At 73.6% G+C, this 20554-nt stretch carries 15 protein-coding genes; 10 read left to right on the top strand and 5 right to left on the bottom strand.

Annotation, left to right across the window (positions count from 1 at the left end; all coding sequences use genetic code 11):
• Positions 1–79: 79 nt before the first annotated feature.
• Positions 80–979, bottom strand: coding sequence for a helix-turn-helix domain-containing protein (locus LG943_RS01020; RefSeq protein ID WP_270070218.1), 900 nt, complete (start codon positions 977–979; stop codon positions 80–82).
• Positions 980–1293: 314 nt separating this feature from the next.
• On the opposite strand from LG943_RS01020, the gene LG943_RS01015 reads away from it, so the two are divergent.
• Positions 1294–2268, top strand: coding sequence for a zinc-binding dehydrogenase (locus tag LG943_RS01015; RefSeq protein WP_270070217.1), 975 nt, complete (start codon positions 1294–1296; stop codon positions 2266–2268).
• A gap of 315 nt (positions 2269–2583) precedes the next feature.
• Here the strand turns inward: LG943_RS01015 and LG943_RS27655 are convergent, their stop codons facing one another.
• The 4 genes from LG943_RS27655 to LG943_RS00995 form a co-directional block, all read right to left on the bottom strand.
• Positions 2584–3849, bottom strand: coding sequence for a PadR family transcriptional regulator (locus tag LG943_RS27655; RefSeq protein ID WP_333486295.1), 1266 nt, complete (start codon positions 3847–3849; stop codon positions 2584–2586).
• A complete protein-coding gene (locus LG943_RS01005) occupies positions 3846–4703 on the bottom strand; it encodes a DUF4097 family beta strand repeat-containing protein (protein ID WP_270070216.1) in 858 nt (285 codons plus the stop codon). The genes LG943_RS27655 and LG943_RS01005 overlap by 4 nt, the downstream gene beginning before the upstream one ends.
• Positions 4704–4878: 175 nt before the next feature.
• Positions 4879–5067, bottom strand: coding sequence for a DUF6104 family protein (locus LG943_RS01000; protein WP_270070215.1), 189 nt, complete (start codon positions 5065–5067; stop codon positions 4879–4881).
• A 98-nt stretch (positions 5068–5165) separates the two neighbouring features.
• Entirely contained in the window at positions 5166–8876 is a 3711-nt protein-coding gene (locus LG943_RS00995; RefSeq protein ID WP_270070214.1) for a multifunctional oxoglutarate decarboxylase/oxoglutarate dehydrogenase thiamine pyrophosphate-binding subunit/dihydrolipoyllysine-residue succinyltransferase subunit, read from the bottom strand.
• An 875-nt stretch (positions 8877–9751) separates the two neighbouring features.
• On the opposite strand from LG943_RS00995, the gene LG943_RS00990 reads away from it, so the two are divergent.
• From LG943_RS00990 to LG943_RS00950, 9 genes are all read left to right on the top strand, one after another.
• The gene (locus LG943_RS00990) at positions 9752–10669 is read left to right on the top strand and encodes an SDR family NAD(P)-dependent oxidoreductase (protein ID WP_270070213.1); all 918 of its coding nucleotides are present in this window, start codon (positions 9752–9754) and stop codon (positions 10667–10669) included.
• A 228-nt stretch (positions 10670–10897) separates the two neighbouring features.
• Positions 10898–11272, top strand: a complete 375-nt coding sequence (locus LG943_RS00985) for a BlaI/MecI/CopY family transcriptional regulator (RefSeq protein ID WP_270070323.1) — start codon at positions 10898–10900, stop codon at positions 11270–11272.
• A gap of 81 nt (positions 11273–11353) precedes the next feature.
• Positions 11354–12556, top strand: a complete 1203-nt coding sequence (locus LG943_RS00980) for a pyridoxal phosphate-dependent aminotransferase (RefSeq protein ID WP_270070212.1) — start codon at positions 11354–11356, stop codon at positions 12554–12556.
• A 32-nt stretch (positions 12557–12588) separates the two neighbouring features.
• Entirely contained in the window at positions 12589–13209 is a 621-nt protein-coding gene (locus tag LG943_RS00975) for a class I SAM-dependent methyltransferase (protein WP_270070322.1), read from the top strand.
• 286 nt (positions 13210–13495) lie between these two features.
• Positions 13496–14434, top strand: a complete 939-nt coding sequence (locus LG943_RS00970) for a hypothetical protein (RefSeq protein ID WP_270070211.1) — start codon at positions 13496–13498, stop codon at positions 14432–14434.
• 148 nt (positions 14435–14582) lie between these two features.
• Positions 14583–15896, top strand: coding sequence for a M16 family metallopeptidase (locus LG943_RS00965; RefSeq protein ID WP_270070210.1), 1314 nt, complete (start codon positions 14583–14585; stop codon positions 15894–15896).
• 84 nt (positions 15897–15980) lie between these two features.
• On the top strand, positions 15981–17327 hold the full coding sequence (locus LG943_RS00960) for a M16 family metallopeptidase (RefSeq protein WP_270070209.1): 1347 nt from the start codon (positions 15981–15983) through the stop codon (positions 17325–17327).
• A 265-nt stretch (positions 17328–17592) separates the two neighbouring features.
• Positions 17593–18972, top strand: a complete 1380-nt coding sequence (locus tag LG943_RS00955; RefSeq protein ID WP_270070321.1) for a serine/threonine-protein kinase — start codon at positions 17593–17595, stop codon at positions 18970–18972.
• 107 nt (positions 18973–19079) lie between these two features.
• Positions 19080–20519, top strand: coding sequence for an MFS transporter (locus LG943_RS00950; RefSeq protein ID WP_270070208.1), 1440 nt, complete (start codon positions 19080–19082; stop codon positions 20517–20519).
• Positions 20520–20554: the final 35 nt, after the last annotated feature.

Here is a 20554-nt window from a genome sequence, read left to right as displayed (position 1 = left end):
CGCGGCGGGCAGGTTGTGCGGAGGGTCGTGCCCCATCCGCCGGTTCACCGGATTCAGTCGCGGACATGCCGCGCTCCTCTCATGTCTCAACATCGTTCCCCCTCTCCATCTCCGCCTGAAGACGCCGCTCCACGTCGCTGATGACCTCGCGGGTGCGCTCGGGATTCAGCGCCGCGGTGCGCAGGTACTCGAACGCGACTGTGTAGAAGCGCACTTCTTTGGCCTTTTCGATGTAGAGGCTGCTTGTCAGATTCTCCACATGTACGAGGCGCGGCGCGTGGATGTCGGACTCTGGGAACTCAAGGATGTCGAAAGATCCGTTAAGACCTGAATGAGCACCGGCACTGAACGGCACGATCTGTAGGGTTACGTGGGCTTTTTCGTGGATTTCCAGCAGATGTCGCAGTTGGGCGGCCATGACCTGCGGACCGCCGATTGGTCGGTACAGCACTGACTCGTCCAGAAGAGCCCATATGTGCGGCGGTGTCTCGCTGAAGAGCAGTTCCTGGCGCCGGATGCGCAGCTCGGTGCGGCGCTTGACCTCGTCGTCGGAAACCGGGGCCGGGTGCGCCTGCATCAGCGCCTCGGCGTATTCCGCGGTCTGGAAAAGGCCCGGGACGATCTGGGACTGGAAGAACCGCAGCGCGGTCGCCTCGGGTTCGAGGCCCAAATACACCTCGAACCGCTCGGGCATCACGTCGCCGTAGACGTGCCACCAGCCGCGGCGGCGGGACTCCCGCGCGAGCATCACCAGCGTCTGGCGCAGTCCGGCGTCCTCCACGCCGTAGAGTTCGAGCAGGTCGCGGACGTCGTCGGAATTCGTGGCGACTTGGCCGCGCTCGATGCGGGACAGCTTGCTGCCCGACCACGCCATGCGCTCGGCGGCCTCTTCACCGGTCATTCCGGCGTTTTCCCGAAGACGGCGCAATTCGACACCAAGGCGGCGTCGGCGGGCCGTGGGGTTGTGGGCGGGTGCCACGGGAGCCTCCTATTCGGGGGGAGAGGCCGAAGCGGGATGGGGGAAGGCTACTCGACGGGGAGAGCCCACACGGTCCGGCCGAAACGCCGATTGTGGTCAGGGGGAGCGGGACGGTGCCGGCCGCGCCGCCGGGTCCCAATGCCGTCGTGCCCCGAGCCGTCGATTTCCACCCGGGAATGTCTCTTGGTGGACATTCTATGAGTATCCGATACCCCGACCAGGTGTCCGAGATGGGGAAGCGGGGACGTCCGGGGCGCGAATGCCCACGCGGGCCGCCGTGCCCGGCCGGGGCGGCAGTGGTTAGGGTCGGGGCCATGTTCGCTATCACCGCCGCACGCATCGACGACACGAACCCCCTGTCCGGTCTTGAGGCGGGGGAGCGCCCCGATCCCGCGCCGCCGGAGGGCTGGACCACGGTCACCGTGAAGGCCGCCGCCCTCAACCACCACGACCTGTGGAGCCTGCGCGGCGTGGGGCTGTCGCCGGACCGGCTGCCCATGGTCCTGGGGTGTGACGCCGCCGGCGTGGACGAGGACGGCAACGAGGTGATCGTGCACGCCGTCATCGGCGACCCCGACGCGGGGGGCGGCGACGAGACCCGCGACCCCCGCCGCTCGCTGCTGTCGGAGGTCCACCCCGGCACCCTGGCCGAAAAGGTCGCCGTGCCGCGCCGCAACCTCGTGCCCAAGCCGCCGGAGCTGTCGTTCGAGGAGGCGGCCTGCCTGCCCACCGCCTGGCTCACGGCCTACCGCATGCTCTTCACCAAGGCCGGGCTGGGACCGGGCGCCACCGTGCTCGTCCAGGGCGCGGGGGGCGGCGTCAGCAGCGCCCTCATCCGGCTCGCGAGCGCGACGGGCCACCGGGTCTACGCCACCAGCCGCGACGCCGCCAAGCGCGACCGCGCGCTGCGCCTGGGCGCCTACCAGGCGGTGCCCGCCGGCGAGCGGCTGCCCGAGAAGGTCGACGCGGTCTTCGAGAGCGTCGGCGCGGCCACGTGGGCGCACTCGGTGCGCGCCCTGCGGCCCGGCGGCTCGATCATCGTCTGCGGCGCCACCAGCGGCGACGCCCCGCCGGCCGAGCTGACGCGGACGTTCTTCCTGCAACTGTCGGTCATCGGCTCGACCATGGGCACCCGCGACGAGCTGCGCCGCCTGGCGGAGTTCTGCGCCCGCACCGGGGTGCGCCCCGAGATCGACCGCGTGCTCCCGCTGGAGCGCGCGGCCGAGGGCTTCGCCGCGATGGAGGCGGGCGAGCTGTTCGGCAAGGTCGTGTTCCGGGTCGGGGACTGATCCGGGGCCGCCTCCGGCCGCACGCACTGGCGGGCGCCGGCCGGGGACGGCGCCCGCCGCGTGGGGTGCTCCGCTGGATCGTTTCGGGGCCGCTCCGGGGCGTTCCGGATGGTTCCGGGCCGCCCCGCGGTGCCCGGGGCCGCCGGTGCGGCCGGTCGTTGAAGTAGCCGACCTGGCCGCCGCGCGGCGGCCTCCCGTGCGGCGCGCCGCCGCACACGCCGACGGGCGCCGTCCGGAGACGGCGCCCGCCGCGCGCGGTGCCGTGTTGGGCCGCTCAGGGCCGCCCTGCGGCGCCCGGGGCGTCGGCTCGGCCGGTCAGCCGGCCGCGCCGCCGTCCCCGCGCCCGTCGCGCCGGTCCTTGTCGGCGTCCTCACCGACGGCCGTGCCCCACGGGTCCCCCGGGGAGCCGGCCGTGCCGGTGCCCTCGGCGGGTCCGCCGGTCGGCGGCGCGGCGTCCGGGCCGCCACCGGCGGGCCGGTCCTGGGGGTCCTCGCTCACGGCGGTGCCCCAGGGGTCGCCCTGGGCCGCCCCGGAGCCCGTGGCGCCGCCGGTGCCCGCGGCTCCGCCGGAGCCCTCGCCCGGGTCCCGCACGCGCTCGGTGCCCGGCCGTGCGGCGTCCTCGCCGACGGCGGCGCCCCACGGGTCGCTCGGCGGCGCCTGCGCACCGGCGGCGCCGCCGCCGGCGGGCGCGTCCGGTCCGGGCCGCTCCGCGCCGCCGGCCGGACCGGTGGCGTCACCGGCGCCCGGCCCGGCGGCCGTGCCGGGGGCCTGCGCCCCGGTGTCGGCGCCGGACTCGCGCGGCCCCCACTGCGCGACGTCGCGGCGGATGACCTCGATGGTGTCGTCGAGGATGCGCCGCAGGTCGTGCGCCGCCGACTCGCCCACGTGGCCGGCCTCGCGGACCACGGTGCGCACCCGGTCGGTGAAGTCCCGCAGGGCGTCGTCGAACTCGGGGCGCTCGCCCGAGGAGCGCTTGCCCCAAGGTCCGAACCCGGTGGCGAACTTCTCCCAGTCGCGGCCCCACCAGGACCCCGACCGCGATCCGCCCGCACCCTCGCCGGCGCCGGAGTCCGCGCCCGGCGCCGAGGCGCCCTCAGCGCCTTCGGCGCCGGCGGAACCGGCCGCCGCGCCCGCGGCACCGGCACCGGTGCCGGCTCCGGAGCCGGCACCGCCCGTGGCGCGCCGGTCCTCACCGCGCGGGCGCCGCCCGGCGGACTTCAGCTCCTGGCGCAGCGAGCTGATGGTGTGCCGGACGTCCTCCTTGACCGCCTGGGCGACGTCGCGCACCGAGTCGGTGATCTCGCGCTCGAGGTCGTCCAGGTCGGAGCTGCGGGTGCGCAACTCCTCGCGGCCCTTGTCGGTGAGGCGGTAGACCTTGCGGCCGTTGACCTCCTCGTGGGTGACCAGTCCCTCCTCCTCCAGGCGCGCCAGGCGCGGGTAGATGGTGCCGGGGGAGGGGGAGTACACGCCCAGGAAGCGGTCGCGCAGCAGGCTGATGATCTCGTAGCCGTGCCGGGGGCTCTCGTCCAGCAGTTTGAGCAGGTAGAGCCGCAGGCGGCCGTGGCCGAAGATGGTGCTCATGCGTCGGTCCCCCTCGGGATGGCGGCGGGGGCGTCGGGCTCGCGGCGCAGCAGCGAGACCGTGCCCGAGACGGTGGTGGTGGAGATGGCGGCGGGGTCGACGCCGCTGCCGATCTTGCCGCTGAGGCCGCCGCGCCCGGGCCGGTCGCGCCGGTCCAGGGTGAAGTCCGAGGACAGCTTGCCGCTGGCCGAGCGCAGCTCCACGGTGGCCGAGGTGTCGGCGGGCACCCGCAGGGCGATCTCGCCGGAGACCGAGCCCAGGCGGACCCGCCCCGACGGCGCGACCTCCACGTCGGCCAGGAACATGCCCGAGGCGGTCTTGCCGGTGAGGTCGGACAGCCGCCCGCCGGCGACCGCGACCTGGCCGCTGACGGTGTTGAACCGCAGGTTGCCGTGCAGGTCGCGGGCTGACACGCTGCCGGAGACGGTGTTGACCTCGACCTCGCCGCCCAGGCCGTCGGCGGTGATGTCGGCCGAGGCGGTGCGCAACTGGGTCCGGGCGGTCAGCCCGGCCACCACCACGGGCGCCGAGAGCGTGGTCACCTCGACCGGGCAGTCGCGCGGCACCCGCAGGTTCACGGTGGCCGAGCGCCGGTTCACCCCCAGGTACCCCGAGAGCTGCACCGGCCGCAGCCGGTCCAGCAGCCCGCTGCCGGTGAGGTCGTCGTAGGTGACGGTGAGGATGCCCGCCTCCTGGGTGAGGAGCACCGGCTCCCCGACGATGTCGGAGACCTCCACGGTGACCGGATCCTCCGTGGGCAGGATGTTGACGTGACCGCCGATGATACGGACGCGCAGCGCCACGATCCCGTCCAGGGTCCGTGTCGTCGGCTGGTCGATGGTCCAACGCGCCATCGCGATACCTCTCGCCTTGAAGTGCTGATGCAACTCACGTTATGTCGCGAGTGCCGCGCTTTCAAGATATGTCGCGATTATCAGGGGCAGGACCAGGGTTCCCCCGGACCGCCCCCCGACACGCCGAACGGGCCCCGGGCGGGTGCCCGGGGCCCGTGCTCAGGTGGTGGGCCCCTCAGTCCTCGGCGTCGTCGGGGTCGTCGTCGAGGCGGGCCAGCCAGGTGGCCAGCCGTTCCACGGGGGTCTCGAACTCGGGGTGGAGGTCGGTGAAGATCCGCAGTTGCTCCGCGAGCCAGGCGAGGGTGACCTCCTCCTCGCCGCGGCGCTGCTCCAGCTCCTCGATTCCACGGTCGGTGTAGTACATCGCGCTGTCCTGTCGCCGGTGGCCCCGGCCGGCGCGGCGACGCCCGCGCGGGGCGGGCCGGGCGCCGGTATGGCGCCCGGCCCGCCCCGGTGCGGAGGTCAGTCCGCCGGCGGGAACACCGTGTTGATGAGGGCCTGCTGCTCGGCGTCGTGGCGCTTGCCGGAGCCCGCGGCGGGCGCCGAGCCGGCCGGGCGCGAGACCCGCGTGAACGGGCGGTCCAACTGCTCGGAGAACACCAGGGCCACGAACGGCCAGGCGCCCATGTTGGCGGGCTCCTCCTGGACCCACAGCACCTCGCCGGCGTTGGGGTAGGCCGCGAGGATCTGGCGGATCTCGTCGATCGGCAGCGGGTACAGCCGCTCCACCCGCACCAGGGCGGTGCTGGTGTCGCCGGTGCGCTTCCGCGCGGCGGCCAGTTCGTAGTAGACCTTGCCCGAGCACAGCACCACGCGGCGCACGGCCTTGGGGTCGATCCCCGAGGTGTCGGGGATGACCGGCTGGAACGCGCCCGAGGTGAAGTCGCTGACGGGCGAGGTGGCGGCCTTGAGGCGCAGCATGACCTTGGTCGTGAAGACGATCAGCGGCCGGCGGTACTGCGACTTCACCTGCCAGCGCAGCAGGTGGAAGTAGTTGGCCGGCGTGGTCGGCAGCGCGACGGTCATGTTCTCCTGCGCGCACAGTTGGAGGAACCGCTCGATGCGGGCCGAGGAGTGGTCGGGACCCTGGCCCTCGTACCCGTGCGGCAGCAGCAGCACGACGCTGGAGCGCTGGCCCCACTTCTGCTCGCCGGCGCTGATGTACTCGTCGATGACGGTCTGGGCGCCGTTGACGAAGTCGCCGAACTGGGCCTCCCAGGCCACCAGGGCCTCGGGCCGCACCACGGAGTAGCCGTACTCGAAGCCCAGCGCCGCGTACTCGCTCAGCAGGGAGTCGTGCACGTAGAACTTCGAGGTGCCCTTGTCGAACTTCTTCAGCGGGGTGTGGACCTCGCCGGTCTTGCGGTCGACCAGCGCGGCGTGGCGCTGGCCGAACGTGCCGCGCCGGGTGTCCTGGCCGACCAGGCGCACCGGGTGCTCCTCGATCAGCAGGGAGCCCATGGCCAGCATCTCGCCGGTGGCCCAGTCCAGGGCGTCGTCCTCGACCATCTGCGCGCGCCGGTCCAGTTGCGGCTTGAGGCGCGGGTGCACCGTGAAGCCCTCGGGCAGGCTCACCTGGGTGTCGATGACCTGCTTGACGACCTCGGCGCTGATGGCGGTGCCCACCGACGCGTGGTCGATGCGGACCTCGTCGAAGACCTCGGGCTTGATCACCGCGCCCGGCTCGACCGGCTTGCGCACGGCCTCGCGGGTCTCGGTGAAGGCGCGCTCGAGCTGCTGCTGGTAGTCGCGCAGCGCCTGTTCGGCCTCCTCCAGGGTGATGTCGCCCCGCCCGATCAGCGCCTCGGTGTAGAGCTTGCGGGTGGACCGCTTGGCGTCGATGACGTCGTACATCAGCGGCTGGGTGAACGCCGGGTTGTCGCTCTCGTTGTGGCCGCGGCGGCGGTAGCACACGAGGTCGATCACGACGTCCTTGTTGAACGTCTGCCGGTACTCGAACGCGAGCTGGGCCACCCGGACGACCGCCTCGGGGTCGTCGCCGTTGACGTGGAAGATCGGCGCCTGCACCATGCGGGCGACGTCGGTGGCGTAGACGCTGGAGCGGCTGTCGGCCGGCGAGGTGGTGAAGCCCACCTGGTTGTTCACGATGACGTGCACCGTGCCGCCGGTGCGGTAGCCGCGTAGCTGCGACAGGTTGAGGGTCTCGGCCACCACGCCCTGCCCGGCGAACGCGGCGTCGCCGTGCACCAGCAGCGGCAGGACGGTGAACCCGTGCGGGCCCTTGTCCAGCACGTCCTGCTTGGCGCGGACGATGCCCTCGGCGACCGGGTCGACGGTCTCCAGGTGGCTGGGGTTGGCCGCCAGCGAGATCGCGATCTTCTCGCCGTCGGGGGTCTCGAACGTGCCCTCGGTGCCCAGGTGGTACTTGACGTCGCCCGAGCCGTGCGCGCTGCGGGGGTCGAGGTTGCCCTCGAACTCGCCGAAGATCTGCGCGTAGGACTTGCCGCAGATGTTGGCCAGCACGTTGAGGCGGCCGCGGTGGGCCATGCCGATGACGACCTCGTCGAGGTCGGCCTTTGCCGCGCGGGTGATCACGCCGTCGAGCAGCGGGATCAGGGACTCCCCGCCCTCAAGCGAGAACCGCTTCTGGCCGACGTACTTGGTCTGGAGGAAGGTCTCGAACGCCTCGGCGTTGTTCAGCCGCCGCAGGATGTGCAACTGCTCGTCGCGGCTGACCTTCTCGTGCTCGCGCTCGACATGCGCCTGGATCCACTCCCGCTCTTCGGGGCTCTGGATGTGCATGTACTCGATGCCGACGGTGCGGCAGTAGGTGTCGCGCAGCACGCCGAGCACGTCGCGCAGCTTCATGACCGGCTTGCCGCCGAACCCGCCGGTGGGGAACTCGCGCTCCAGGTCCCACAGGGTCAGCCCGTGCTGGAGGATGTCGAGGTCGGGGTGGCGGCGCTGGTGGTACTCCAGCGGGTCGGTGTCGGCCATGAGGTGGCCGCGGACCCGGTAGGCGTGGATCAGCTCCTGGACCCGGCTGGCCTTGTCGAGCTGGTTGTGGCCGGTGACCGCGATGTCCTGGACCCAGCGCACCGGCTCGTAGGGGAGCCGCAGCGACCGGAAGATCTCGTCGTAGAAGCCGTCCTCGCCCAGCAGTAGCTGGTGGATGCGGCGCAGGAACTCGCCCGACTGGGCGCCCTGGATGATCCGGTGGTCGTAGGTGGAGGTCAGCGTCATGACCTTGCTGACCGCCAGGTTGTTCAGGGTCTCCGGCGCGGCGCCCTGGAACTCGGCGGGGTACTCCATGGCGCCCACGCCCAGGATGGCGCCCTGGCCGGGCATCAGGCGGGGCACCGAGTGCACCGTGCCGATGCCGCCGGGGTTGGTCAGGCTGATGGTGGTGCCCTGGAAGTCGGCGACCGTCAGCTTGTTCCCGCGCGCCTTGCGGACGAGGTCCTCGTAGCCGTTCCAGAACTCCTTGAAGTCCATGGTGTCGGCGGCCTTGATGCTGGGCACGACCAGTTGCCGCGAACCGTCGGGCTTCTGGAGGTCGATGGCCAGCCCGAAGTTGACGTGCTCGGGCTTTGCCACGCCCGGCTTGCCGTCGATCTCGGTGTAGGAGTGGTTCATCTCCGGCATCGACTCCAGGGCCTTCACCATGGCGTAGCCGATGATGTGGGTGAAGGACACCTTGCCGCCGCGGCCGCGCCGCAGGTGGTTGTTGATGACGATGCGGTTGTCGAACAGCAGCTTCACCGGCACCGCGCGCACGCTCGTGGCGGTGGGCAGGGTGAGGCTGGACTCCATGTTGGTCGCGGTGCGGGCCGCGGCGCCGCGCAGGCGCTCCTCGGTCACCTTCAGCGCTTCGTCGACCGGCTTGTCGGACTCCGCGGCGGGCGCGGCCTTGGCGGCCTTGCCGTTGGCGGATCCGCCGGACTTGGCCGGGGAGCCGGGGTCACCGCTCGGTGCTCCCTTGGCGGCGCCGTCGGCGCCCTTGGCGGCCTGGGTGCCCGTGGCCGAAGCACCCTTGCCTGCTCCGTTGCTCTTCTGCTTCTGGGGAACGCCGGACTTGTAGTCGGCGAAGAAGTTCCACCATGCCTTGTCAACGGAGTTGGGGTCGTTCAGGTACTTCTCGTAGAGCTCCTCGACCAGCCACTCGTTTGGGCCGAAATCTGTCAGGGGTTGTTGAGACGCCTCAGACGACACGGCGGAGATCGCCCTCTTCCGCAGCTCGCTTGTGAATGTGTGTATACCGAGATGGCCGCTACTCAGGGCGGGCTCAAGGCGTGACGGCTCCACAAGGCCGCCGGGACACGCGCCCGGGTCAGCAATCTCGGGTAACAGGCTACTTGTCCAGGCAGGGCAATGGGGAACCGAGACCGGTACCGGACTGGGAGATACCTAACAATCCTTCACACGCCGGTGAACCCGGCTTGACCGCCGGCGGACCTCCGCGTGACCTGGCGGGCGCCGGGGCGACGGCGGAAGACCAGGTCAGGACGGGGTCCGCGGCGGCAAGTCGGCGCTGTGCCCGCGGCGGTGACCGGGGGTGCGTGCCGCACACCATGCCCGCTCCCCGGCCCGCTCAACCCTCCCGGCGGCCGCCGATCGCGCCGGAACCGGTCCGGCGCCGCCCGCGTCTCACGTCATGTGCGCGGCCCGGACAGGACGGCTGGTCCCGAGTCCGGCGGAACACGGGGGTTCCGCCGGGCGAGGGGGCAGGTCCGGGCCGCGTCCGGTGTTCACCCGCTTTCCCCCGCGCGGGCACGGTGAGAGCGGCGAACACCGGCGAACACCGGCGAACACCCAGGACGGGCGGAACCCCGGGGGCCGCCCGGCGTGGCGCCGCCGGCGCCGCCGGGGACGTCCGCCACGCTGGGCGACGTAGGGTGACGGCCGGGACCACCGCACCACCCCTGTTGGGACACCGCGGCGCAACGGGGTAGAAAACCCCTAGAGCCCGCGGCGGCGGGGCGGGATCCCGCCACAGCCCCCGGTCCGCCGGACCAACCACCCCCGACCCCCCAAACCCCCCTCACCCTGAACTACGGCGCCCAACGCACACTCGTGGAGGAAGACAAATGCCGGAGCTGCGCTTCGACGGGCGTGTCGCGATCGTCACCGGCGCGGGGCGGGGCCTGGGCCGCGCGCACGCCGCCGAGCTGGCGCGACGGGGCGCCAAGGTGGTCGCCAACGAGTCCGGCGGCGCCTCGCCCGACCCCGGCACCGCCGACACCGCCGCCGAGTCCGTCGAGACCACCGCCGAGCGCATCCGCGCCAAGGGCGGCGCCGTGGCGGTGAGCACCGACGACATCACCACCGAGGACGGCGCCCAGGCGCTCGTGGAGACCGCGCTGGACGCCTACGGCCGGGTCGACATCCTCGTCAACAGCGCCGGCATGCTGCGCGACCGCGCGTTCGTCAACATCGGCACCGCCGACTGGGACTCCGTGGTGGGCGTGCACCTGCGCGGCACCTTCCTGGTGACCCGCGCCGCCTTCGGCCACATGCGCGGCAACGGCTACGGCCGCATCGTCAACACCACCTCGCCCTCGGGCCTGTTCGGCAACTTCGGGCAGAGCAACTACGCCGCCGCCAAGATGGGCGTCATCGGGCTCACCAAGACCCTGGCCATCGAGGGCGCCAAGTACGACATCACCGCCAACGCCATCGCGCCCGTCGCCTACAGCCCCGAGGCCAAGGGGCTGTACCCGGCCGGCGCCGAGACCCTGCTCAGCCCCGAGCGCGTCAGCCCGGCCGTGGTCTGGCTGGTCCACGAGGACTGCGAGACCACCGGCGAGGTCTACTCCGTGGGCGGCGGCCGGGTGGCGCGGGTGTTCGTCGCCGAGGGCCCCGGCGCGGCGCTGGGCGAGGGCAGCGCCGAGGACCTGCGCGACCTGTGGCCCGACGTCAACGCCGAACGCCCCTACGTGGTGCCGCGCGACCTCGGCGAGCAGACCCGCGCCTACCTGTCCGAGATCACCGGCCGCCCGGTCTGAGGCCCTGGGGCCGCCCGGCGGCCCGCCCGGCGGCCCGCCCGGCGCCCGCGCGCGCGAATACTCGGTAGAGGTGCACCCGTGCACAGCGGAACGCAACCTCGCGGCCCCGCCCGCCGCCGGATCTGCGCGCCGCTGCGCGTTCCACCCCCCGGCCGCCCCCGGCGCTTCTAGCATGACGCCCAGACGCAGGCGGTCCGGTGGGGTGCGAAGGGGGAGGGGCGGGTGGCGATCCGGGAGTTCGGGGAGCTGGAGTCGGCCATCATGGACGCGCTGTGGCGGGCCGACCGCCCGCTGTCGGTGCGCGAGGTCCGCGAGTCCATGGACTACGACCGCGACGTCGCCTACACCACGGTCATGACCGTGACCAACATCCTCTTCCACAAGGGCCTGCTGGACCGCCGCAAGTGCGGGCGGGCCTGGCAGTACTGGCCCCGGGAGTCCCGCGAGGAGCACACCGCCCGGGTCATGAGCGAGGTCTTCAGCGGCTGCGGCGACCCCCACACCACCATGCTGCGGTTCGTGGAGAGTTGCAGCGACGAGGACATGGCCCGGCTGGGCGCCGCGCTCAGCCAGGTCCGGGCCCAGCGCGCCCGCGCCTGCTGACACCTCCCGGCGTCGGCGGCGCGCCGCCCGGTGCCCGCGCCGCCCCGTGAAGCCGGGACCCGGACGTCTATGCTGCCCGGTGTGGACGAACCCCTAGTTGCGCGCATGCGCCCGTTCGGCGAGACCATCTTCGCCGAGATGAGCCGGCTGGCCGCCGAGACCGGCGCCATCAACCTCGGCCAGGGCTTCCCCGACACCGACGGCCCCCGCTCCCTGCTGGACGCCGCCGCCCGCCACATCCGTGAGGGCGTCAACCAGTACCCGCCCGGCCCCGGCCGGCCCGAGCTGCGCGCGGCCGTGGCCGCCGACCGGCGGCGCCGCCACGGCATCGAGCTGGACCCCGACTCCGAGGTCTACGTCACCGTGGGCGCCACCGCAGGGATCGCGGCCGGTGTGCTGGGGCTGGTGGAGCCCGGCGACGAGGTCGTCCTGTTCGAGCCGATGTACGACTCCTACGCCGCGGTGGTGGCGCTGGCCGGCGGCGTGCGGCGGCCGGTCACCCTGCGCCCCGACCCCGCCGGCGGCGGCCGGTTCACCTTCGACCCCGCCGAGCTGCGCGCCGCCGTGGGGCCGCGCACCCGGATGATCGTGGTCAACACCCCGCACAACCCCACCGGCACCGTGTTCACCCGCGCCGAGCTGGCCGAGATCGCGGCGGTCTGCCGCGAGCACGACCTCATCGCCCTCACCGACGAGGTCTACGAGCACCTGGTCTTCGACGGCGCCGAGCACGTGCCCCTGGCCACCCTGCCCGGCATGGCCGAGCGCACCCTGTCGGTGTCCTCGGTGGGCAAGACGTTCTCCGTCACCGCGTGGAAGACCGGCTGGGTGATGGGCCCCGAGCCGCTGGTGCGCGCGGCCCGCACCGTCAACCAGTTCCTCACCTTCACGGCCAACGGCGCCCTCCAGTTGGCGGTGGCCGAGGCGCTGGAGGGCGAGTCCGCGTGGGTGCGCGCCCAGCGCGACGCGCTCCAGGCCAAGCGCGACCGGCTGTGCGCGGGCCTGGCCGCCGCCGGGCTGGGCGTGCTGCGCCCCCAGGGCACCTACTTCGTGCTGGCCGACATCCGCCCGCTGGGGCTGACCGACGGCATCGAGCTGGCCCGCTCGCTGCCGCACCGCGCCGGGGTGGCCGCCGTGCCCGCCCAGGTGCTATACGACAACGTCGAGGAGGGCCGCCACCTGGTGCGCTTCGCGTTCTGCAAGCGCGACGAGGTGCTGGACGCCGCCGCCGAGCGGCTGGTGGCCGCCCTGAAGCCCGACGGCGAAAAGGGGGAGAACGCGTGAGCACCGCCGCGACCGAGGAGGCCGCCGCCGGGATGCCCGCCGATCTGGTGCGGGTGGCCGAGGCGGCCAAGGGATTCATGCCCACCGACGAGGGGCTGGTCCTGTACCGGGCGGCCCGGGAGCACGCCGCCCTGGGGCCCGTGCTGGAGATCGGCACCTACTGCGGGAAGTCCACCGTGTTCCTGGGCGCCGCGGCGCGCGCGGCCGGCGGCACGGTCGTGACCGTCGACCACCACCACGGCTCCGAGGAGCACCAGGAGGGCTGGGAGTACCACGACCCCGAGCTGGTCGACCCGCGCACCGGCCGCATCGACACCCTGCGCGAGTTCCGCCGCACCATGGCGGCGGCCGGCCTGGAGGAGCACGTCGTGGCCGTGGTGGCGCGCTCGGCCGCCGCCGCCCGGCTGTGGTCGGTGCCGCTGGGCATGCTGTTCATCGACGGCGGGCACACCGAGGAGGCCGCCCAGGCCGACCTGGCCGGCTGGAGCCCGCACGTGGCGCCCGGCGGGGTGCTGGCCATCCACGACGTGTTCCCCGACCCCGCCGACGGCGGCCGGCCGCCCTACAACATCTACCGCCGCGCCCTGGAGGGCGGGGCCTTCACCGAGATCGGCGCCCACGGGTCGCTGCGGCTGCTGCGCCGCACCGGCTGAGGCCGCGCCGCACGGGGCCGAGGCCCGCCGGGCGCGGACCCGCCCGCCGCACCGGCGGAGCCGCCCCGGCGGGCCGGCCCGCCCTCCTCCGGCGTCTCGACTGCCCCGCCGCCCCGACCGCTCCGGCCGCCCGACGGCTCCGACCGGGCGGCCCGGCCGCCGCGCGCGGTGCGCCGGGGACCGGTGCGCCGGCTGGGGCGCACGCGCCCGGATTGGCGCCCCCGCCGGCCGATCCGGTGCCGCGATCCCGTATCCCCGCGCGGGCGCTTCGGGGACAATGGCGGCCATGGGCACCATGGGTAGACGCTCCCTCCCGATGGCGCTCGCCGCGGGCGCCCTCGCCGTCGCCGTGGGCGGCTGCGTCAGCGCGCCCGAGGGCGGCGCCGCGGACCCCTCGGGTTCGGCCTCCCCCTCCGCCGAGGGCTCCCCGCGCCCTTCCGGCGACCCCCCGGCCCCGCCGGAGTCGGGCCCCACCGCCGGCGACCCCGACACCCCCATCCCCACCCCCGAGGCCACCCCCGAGGACCCCCAGGCCCTGGTCGACGCCGTCGAGGAGGCCGTGCTCACCCGCGGCACCGCCCGCTACACCGCCACCGCCTCGCTCGGCGGGGTGCGCCGCGCCGGCGCCGAGGGCGGCTACGCCTTCCACTCCGCCGAGGACTTCGACTTCACCGCGCGCCTGGACATGACCAGCCGCGACGGCGACGACTACTCCGCCCGCGCCGTGGCCGTGGGCGACGCGTTCTTCCTGCGCCCGCCCACCACCGAGGGCATGCCCGAGGGCACCACCTGGATCCGGCGCTCCCGCGCCGACTTCGAGGACCCGCCCGAGCCGCGCGCCCTCTACAGCGAGGCCATCCGCGCCATCGCCGGCATCCGCGACTGGAGCATGATCGCCGGGGCCGGCGATTTGGTGCCCGCCGGCGGGCGCACCGTCGACGGCGTGCGCACCAGCGGCTACCGCGCCACCTTCGCGGTGGTCGACGGCATGGCCCACGTCGGCGGCACCGGCGGCGCCTGGCGGGTGCTCCAGGACCTTTACGCCCAGGGCGTGCGCGAGATCAGCTTCACCGTGTGGATCGACGACCACTACCTGCCGCGCGCGGTGCTGGCCGACATGGACACCGACGACGGCCCCGGCCACGTCGAGATGGAGTTCAGCGACTGGGGCGCCGAGGTCGACCTCACCGCGCCCTCCGGCGACGAGGTGTGGCGGCGCTCGTGAGGCCCGCGCCCGCGCCGCCGCCCGCCGGCCCTCGGTCGCACAGCGCGATTTCCGTGTGCGTCCCGTACCCGCGCGGGCGCGCGAGGACATAGGCTCGGGGCACAACGACGACTGCCGGACGACCAGTGGGCAAGGGGTGCGAGAACAGGTGACCACCAACGGTGCGGCGCGACGGGTCAGCCAATTCACGCTGGACAACGGACTACGCCTGGTGTCCGCGCCGGCGGCGACCCCCCAGGTGGCCGCCGTGAACCTCTGGTACGGCGTCGGCTCCCGCCACGAGCGCCCCGGCCGCACCGGGTTCGCCCACCTCTTCGAGCACCTGATGTTCCAGGGCAGCGGCAACGTCGCCAAGGGCGAGCACTTCGACGCCGTCGAGCGCCTGGGCGGCGACATCAACGCCTCCACCTCCACCGACCGCACCAACTACTACGAGACCGTGCCCGAGCACGCCCTCGACCTGGTGCTGTGGCTGGAGGCCGACCGCCTGGCCACCCTGCGCGAGGGCATGTCCCAGGAGGTCCTCGACAACCAGCGCGACGTCGTGAAGAACGAGCGCCGCCAGCGCTACGACAACCAGCCCTACGGCACCGCGCTGGAGCGCATCCTGCGGCTGGGCTACCCCGAGGGCCACCCCTACCACCACTCCACGATCGGGTCCATGGCCGACCTCGACGCCGCCGACCTCGACTACGTGCTGTCCTTCCACGGGCGCCACTACGGCCCCGACAACGCCGTGCTGACCGTGGTCAGCAACCTCGACCCCGCGGACGTCCGCGACCGCGTCGAGCGCTACTTCGGCGCCATCCCGGCGCGGCCCTCGGCGGCCGAGGCCCCCGACGCCGCCCTCACCGGCCCCATCGGCGGCCCGGTGCGCGACCACGTCGTGGAGGCCGTGCCCGCCCCCGGCGTGTTCCTGGGCTACCGCACCGCGCCCTACGGCGAGCGCGACTTCGACGTCCTGCACCTGGCCTCGGCCGTGCTGGGCCAGGGCCAGGGCAGCCGCCTGTACCGCCGCCTGGTGCTGGAGCGCGGCCTGGCCGCCGACGACGGCGGCGCCGCGGCCGACCTCCTGCCGTTCCGCTACACCCCCAGCCTCATGCTGGTGAACATGATCGCCCGCGAGGGCGTCAGCGGCGACGACCTTGAGGCCGCCATGATCGAGGAGACCGAGAAGCTGGCCGAGGGCGTCACCGACGAGGAACTGGAGCGCGCCCGCGCCGTGCTGGAACGCGACCACCTCCAGACCCTGTCCCACCCCAGCGGGCTGGCCGACAGCATCAGCGCCTGCACCCAGCTCTTCGGCGACCCCGAACTCGCCTACACCTGGCCGCGGCGCTGGGCCGAGGTCACCACCGACGACATCGTGGACCAGGCCAAGCGGGCGCTGGTGCCCGAGAACATGCTCTCGGTGCGCTTCGACCCCGACGACACCGAGGCCGGCGAGCGGCCGGCCGCCTGACACCGCCGGCGCCGCGCCCCGCACCCCGAGTCCGCCGCCGGGCCGCGCCCGGTGCCCTCATCGCGAAGAGAGAGTCCGACCCGCATGCTCCAGACCCGCCCCGTGCTCGGCGACCCGAAGTCCTACGCGTTCCCCAAGCCGCGCCGCCTGCGCGTGAACAACGGCACCGTGGTGGCCATCGACGCCCCCGGCCAGTTGTTCGCCTCGGTCCGCCTGGTGCACCCGGCCGGCGGCGGGAGCGAGCCGCTGGACCGCATGGGGGTCGCCGCGCTCACCAACGAGGCGCTGGAGGACGGCGTCCAGGGCAACAGCTCGCTGGCGCCCGCGCTGGAGCGGCACGGCGCCGAGTGGGTCTCGCGGGTGACCTGGGACAGCTTCGTCACCGGCGTCGACGCGCCAACCAACCGGCTGGCCGACGCCACCGCGCTGCTGGCCGAGGCCGTGCGCACCCCGGCGCTGCGCGACGACGACGTGGTGCGCCGCCGCGACCAGATCCTGGAGCGGTTCTGGCTGGACGCCTCGGTGCCCTCCACCCTGGCCACCCGCGCCATCGGCGGGCAGTTGTTCACCGGCCGCTACGCCACCCCGCTCAGCGGCGCGCCGGTCCGCCTCAAGGACATCACCCCTGAGGCGGTGCGGGAGTTCCACGCCGCCTCGGTCGCGGCGGTGGCGGGCACCCTGGTGGTGGTGGGCGACCTGTCGGGCGTGGACCTGGAGCAGTTGGGCGCGCTCGTCTTCGGCGGCGCCGCGGCGACCCCCGACCTCCCGCGCACCGCGCCCGACTCCGCGCCGGGCGAGCTGCCCCGCGTGCTGATCGTCGACCGCCCCGACTCCGTGCAGTCGGCGCTGATCATGGCGCACCGCGCGCCCTCCCGCGCCGACATCGACCTGCCTCGGGCCGACGGGGTCGGCGACGTCCTGGGCGGCATGTTCACCTCGCGGCTCAACCTGGAGCTGCGCGAGCGCCTGGGCTACACCTACGGCGCCGGCTGCCGGTTCGACCTGCGCCGCGACAGCGGGGTGTTCCTGGTGAGCACCCAGGTCGAGCGCGACACCACCGCGCACTCCATCACCGCCACGCTCGGCGAGATCGACAAGCTGCGCCGCGACGGCGTCACCGAGGCCGAGCTGTCGGCGGTGCGCGAGTCCAACACCGTGGGCCTGCCGGTCACCTACTCCACGCCGCGCAGCCTGGCCGCCGCCCTGGTCGACATCGTCGTGCACGACCTGCCCGACGACCACGTCGACCGGCTGCGCGCGGGCTTCGAGGCGATCACCGCCGACGACCTCGCCGAGGGCGCGCGGGAGTACCTGCGGCCCGAGGAGCTGGTGACCATCGTGGCCGGCGACGCCAAGCGCCTGGAGGGCCCGCTGGGCGAGCTGGGGATCGGCCCCGTCACGGTGCGCGACCCCGAGTCCCTCTGGAGCTGACCCCGGAGGGCGGGCGGCGCCGGGCGCGCCGCCCGCCGGCGGGCACATAACGAAACCGAACCTAATCGACTGTGATCCGGCAACCACCTGCTTCAACGCCGGTTCCGCCTGGTATAAACGATGATCCGTGCATGTGCAGCGCGGCACGCGCAGCGACCGCAAGAGCCCGCAGGAGGCCGCCGTGGCCCGTGACGAGACCCGCTGACTGACCGTGTCCTCCATCGAGAAGCCCGAAACGGACCGGCCGGTGCGGCGGTCCGACTCCGTGCTCCCGGCGGACCCCGCCGCCACGGCGGCGGGCCGCGTGCTCGCGGGCCGCTACGAACTCCGCGGCGAGATCGCGCGCGGCGGTGTCGGCACCGTCTGGCTGGCCACCGACCTCGTCCTCGACCGCCAGGTCGCGGTCAAGGAGCTGCGGCTGCCCAGCGACGTCAGCTCGGCCGAGCGCGAGTCCCTGCTCCAGCGCACCACCCGCGAGGCCCGGGTGGCCGCCCGGCTCACCCACCCCGGCGTGGTCACCGTGCTCGACGTGGTGGACGAGGACGACCGCCCCTGGATCGTCATGGAGTACGTCGAGGCGCGCACCCTGGCCGACATCGTGCAGGTCGCCGGCCCGCTGCCCTACCAGCGCGTCGCCGAGATCGGCCTCCAGTTGATCGACGCGCTCAAGGTCGCCCACGACGAGGGCATCGTGCACCGCGACGTCAAGCCCGAGAACGTCATGATCAGCGAGTCCGGGCGCGTCGTGCTCACCGACTTCGGGCTGGCCGCCTGGACCGGGGAGTCCGCGCTGACCGCCTCGGGGCGCATCATCGGCTCGCCGTCCTACATCCCGCCCGAGCGCGCCAAGGCCGGCCCCGTGGGTCCGGAGTCCGACCTGTGGTCGCTGGGCGCCACGCTCTACGCCGCCGTCGAGGGCCACCCGCCCTACGACCGCAAGGGCTACATCCGCATCCTCAAGGGCGCCGACCTGGAGGAGCCCGCCATCGCGCAGAACGCCGGGCCGCTGGCGCCGGTGCTCGCGGGGCTGCTGCACGTCCAGCCGGGCGACCGGCTCACCGCCGAGAACGCCACCAAGATGCTGCGGATCGCGGCCCTGGCGCCGTGGGCGCCCGAGACCAGCCCCGAGACCGCCGCCAAGTCGGCCGAGCAGTCCGGGCCGCGCCCGGTCGTGCCGCCGCCGGCGCGCGAGGGCCGCCACGAGCGACGCGGCGCCTCGACCGCCGCCGCGCACCCCGGCGGGCGCCACGGGCAGGGCGCCGAGGACTCCGACTCCGGCGGCGAGGACGGCGACCCCGACCCCGGCGACCCGGCCGCGGCCGACACCGAGAAGGGCATGGAGGCCGCCCGCGAGCACTTCCGGCAGGGCGCGCAGGTGCTGCGCACCTCCCTCCAGGAGTCGGTGAGCGAATTCCAGGACTCCGTCTCGGACTCGGTCTCGCACATCCAGGAGCGCCTCCAGCGCCACCGGCCGGAGTCGGTGGGCCACCTGCTGACCTCCATCCGCGACTCCACCGACACCCTCGGATTGACCAGTTCGGGCCGGCACCGCACCGGCAGCCCGCTGCCGGTGGTGGCGGCCGTGGTCCTGGGCGTGCTGGCGCTGCTGGCGGTCGTGCTGTGGGCGCTGCTGTTCCGCCCCTGAGCCGGGCGGGGGCGGCGCGGGGCATCGGCCCAGGTGGGCGGCCCGCCGCCGCGCGGTGCGGGTTGCGGCGGAGTTAAACCCGCCACAGCGGAGGTAAGTGGGGCTCCATGAGCGTCACGACCGACATCCCCGCCCGACTCGACCGACTCCCCTGGGCGCGCTGGCACTGGCTCATCCTGCTGGGCCTGGGCAGCGTGTGGATCCTCGACGGGCTCGAGGTGACCATCGTCGGGTCGATCGGTTCGCGCATCACCGAGGACGCCAGCGGCCTGGGGATCTCCGAGGGCCAGGTCGGCACGGCGGCGTCGGTGTACGTGGTGGGCGCCTGCCTGGGCGCCCTGTTCTTCGGCCACCTCACCGAGCGGCTGGGCCGGCGCAAGATCTTCCTGGTCACGCTGGGGGTGTACCTGGCGGCGACCGTGCTCACCGCGTTCTCGGGCAACGTGTGGTGGTTCTACGCCTGCCGGTTCTTCACCGGGTTCGGGATCGGCGGCGAGTACGCCGCCATCAACTCCGCGATCGACGAGATGGTGCCGGCGCGGCTGCGCGGGCGGGTGTCGCTCATGGTCAACGGCTCCTACTGGCTGGGCGCGGCGGTGGGCGCGGCCATGGCCTACCCGCTGCTCAACCCCGACCTGCTGCCGGAGTTCTGGGGCTGGCGGCTGCTGTTCGCGGTGGGCGGCGTGCTGGGGCTGATCATCCTGGTGGTGCGCCGGGTCGTCCCGGAGAGCCCGCGCTGGCTGGTCATCCACGGGCGTGAGGAGGAGGCCGAGCGGGTGGTGCGCGGCATCGAGGAGGAGGTCGAGCGCGAGACGCACCGCGACCGGCTGCCGCCGGCGGGGGAGGACATCACGCTGGAGCAGCGCGAGCGCACGTCCTTCGCCGAGCTGGCGCGCACCTTCGCGCGGACCTACCCGCGCCGCACGGTGGTGGGGCTGGCGCTGTTCGCCGGGCAGGCGTTCCTCTACAACGCGGTGTTCTTCACCCAGGCGCTGGTGCTGACGGCGTTCTTCGACGTCACCTCCGACGTGGCGCCGCTGTTCATCATCCCGCTGGCGCTGGGCAACTTCCTGGGGCCGGTGCTGCTGGGGCCGCTGTTCGACTCGGTGGGGCGCCGGCCGATGATCGCGGGGACCTACGTGGGATCGGGGCTGCTGCTGGTGGGCACCGGGCTGCTGTTCCAGGCCGGCGCGCTCACGGCGGTGACGGTGACCGCCTGCTGGTGCGTGGTGTTCTTCTTCGCGTCGGCCGGGGCGAGTTCGGCCTACCTGACGGTCAGCGAGGTGTTCCCGATGGAGACGCGCCCGCAGGCCATCGCCCTGTTCTACGCGGTGGGCACGGGGCTGGGCGGCGTGGTCGGACCGGGCCTGTTCGGCGCGCTGGTGGCCACCGGAGAGGTGTCGATGGTGGCCTACGGCTACTACCTGGGCGCGGCCCTGATGATCGGTGCGGGCGCGGTGCAGTGGCTGCTGGGCATCGAGGTGGCCCGCCGCTCGCTGGAGAACATCGCCGACCCGCTGAGCAAGAAGCCGGTCGCATCGCCCTGAGCGGCGGGCGCCCGGACTGGGAACTGGGCTGCGAC

This window comes from Streptomonospora mangrovi, assembly GCF_027604915.1.
GTDB lineage: Bacteria > Actinomycetota > Actinomycetes > Streptosporangiales > Streptosporangiaceae > Streptomonospora > Streptomonospora mangrovi.
This window is presented reverse-complemented; position numbering and strand designations above follow the sequence as displayed.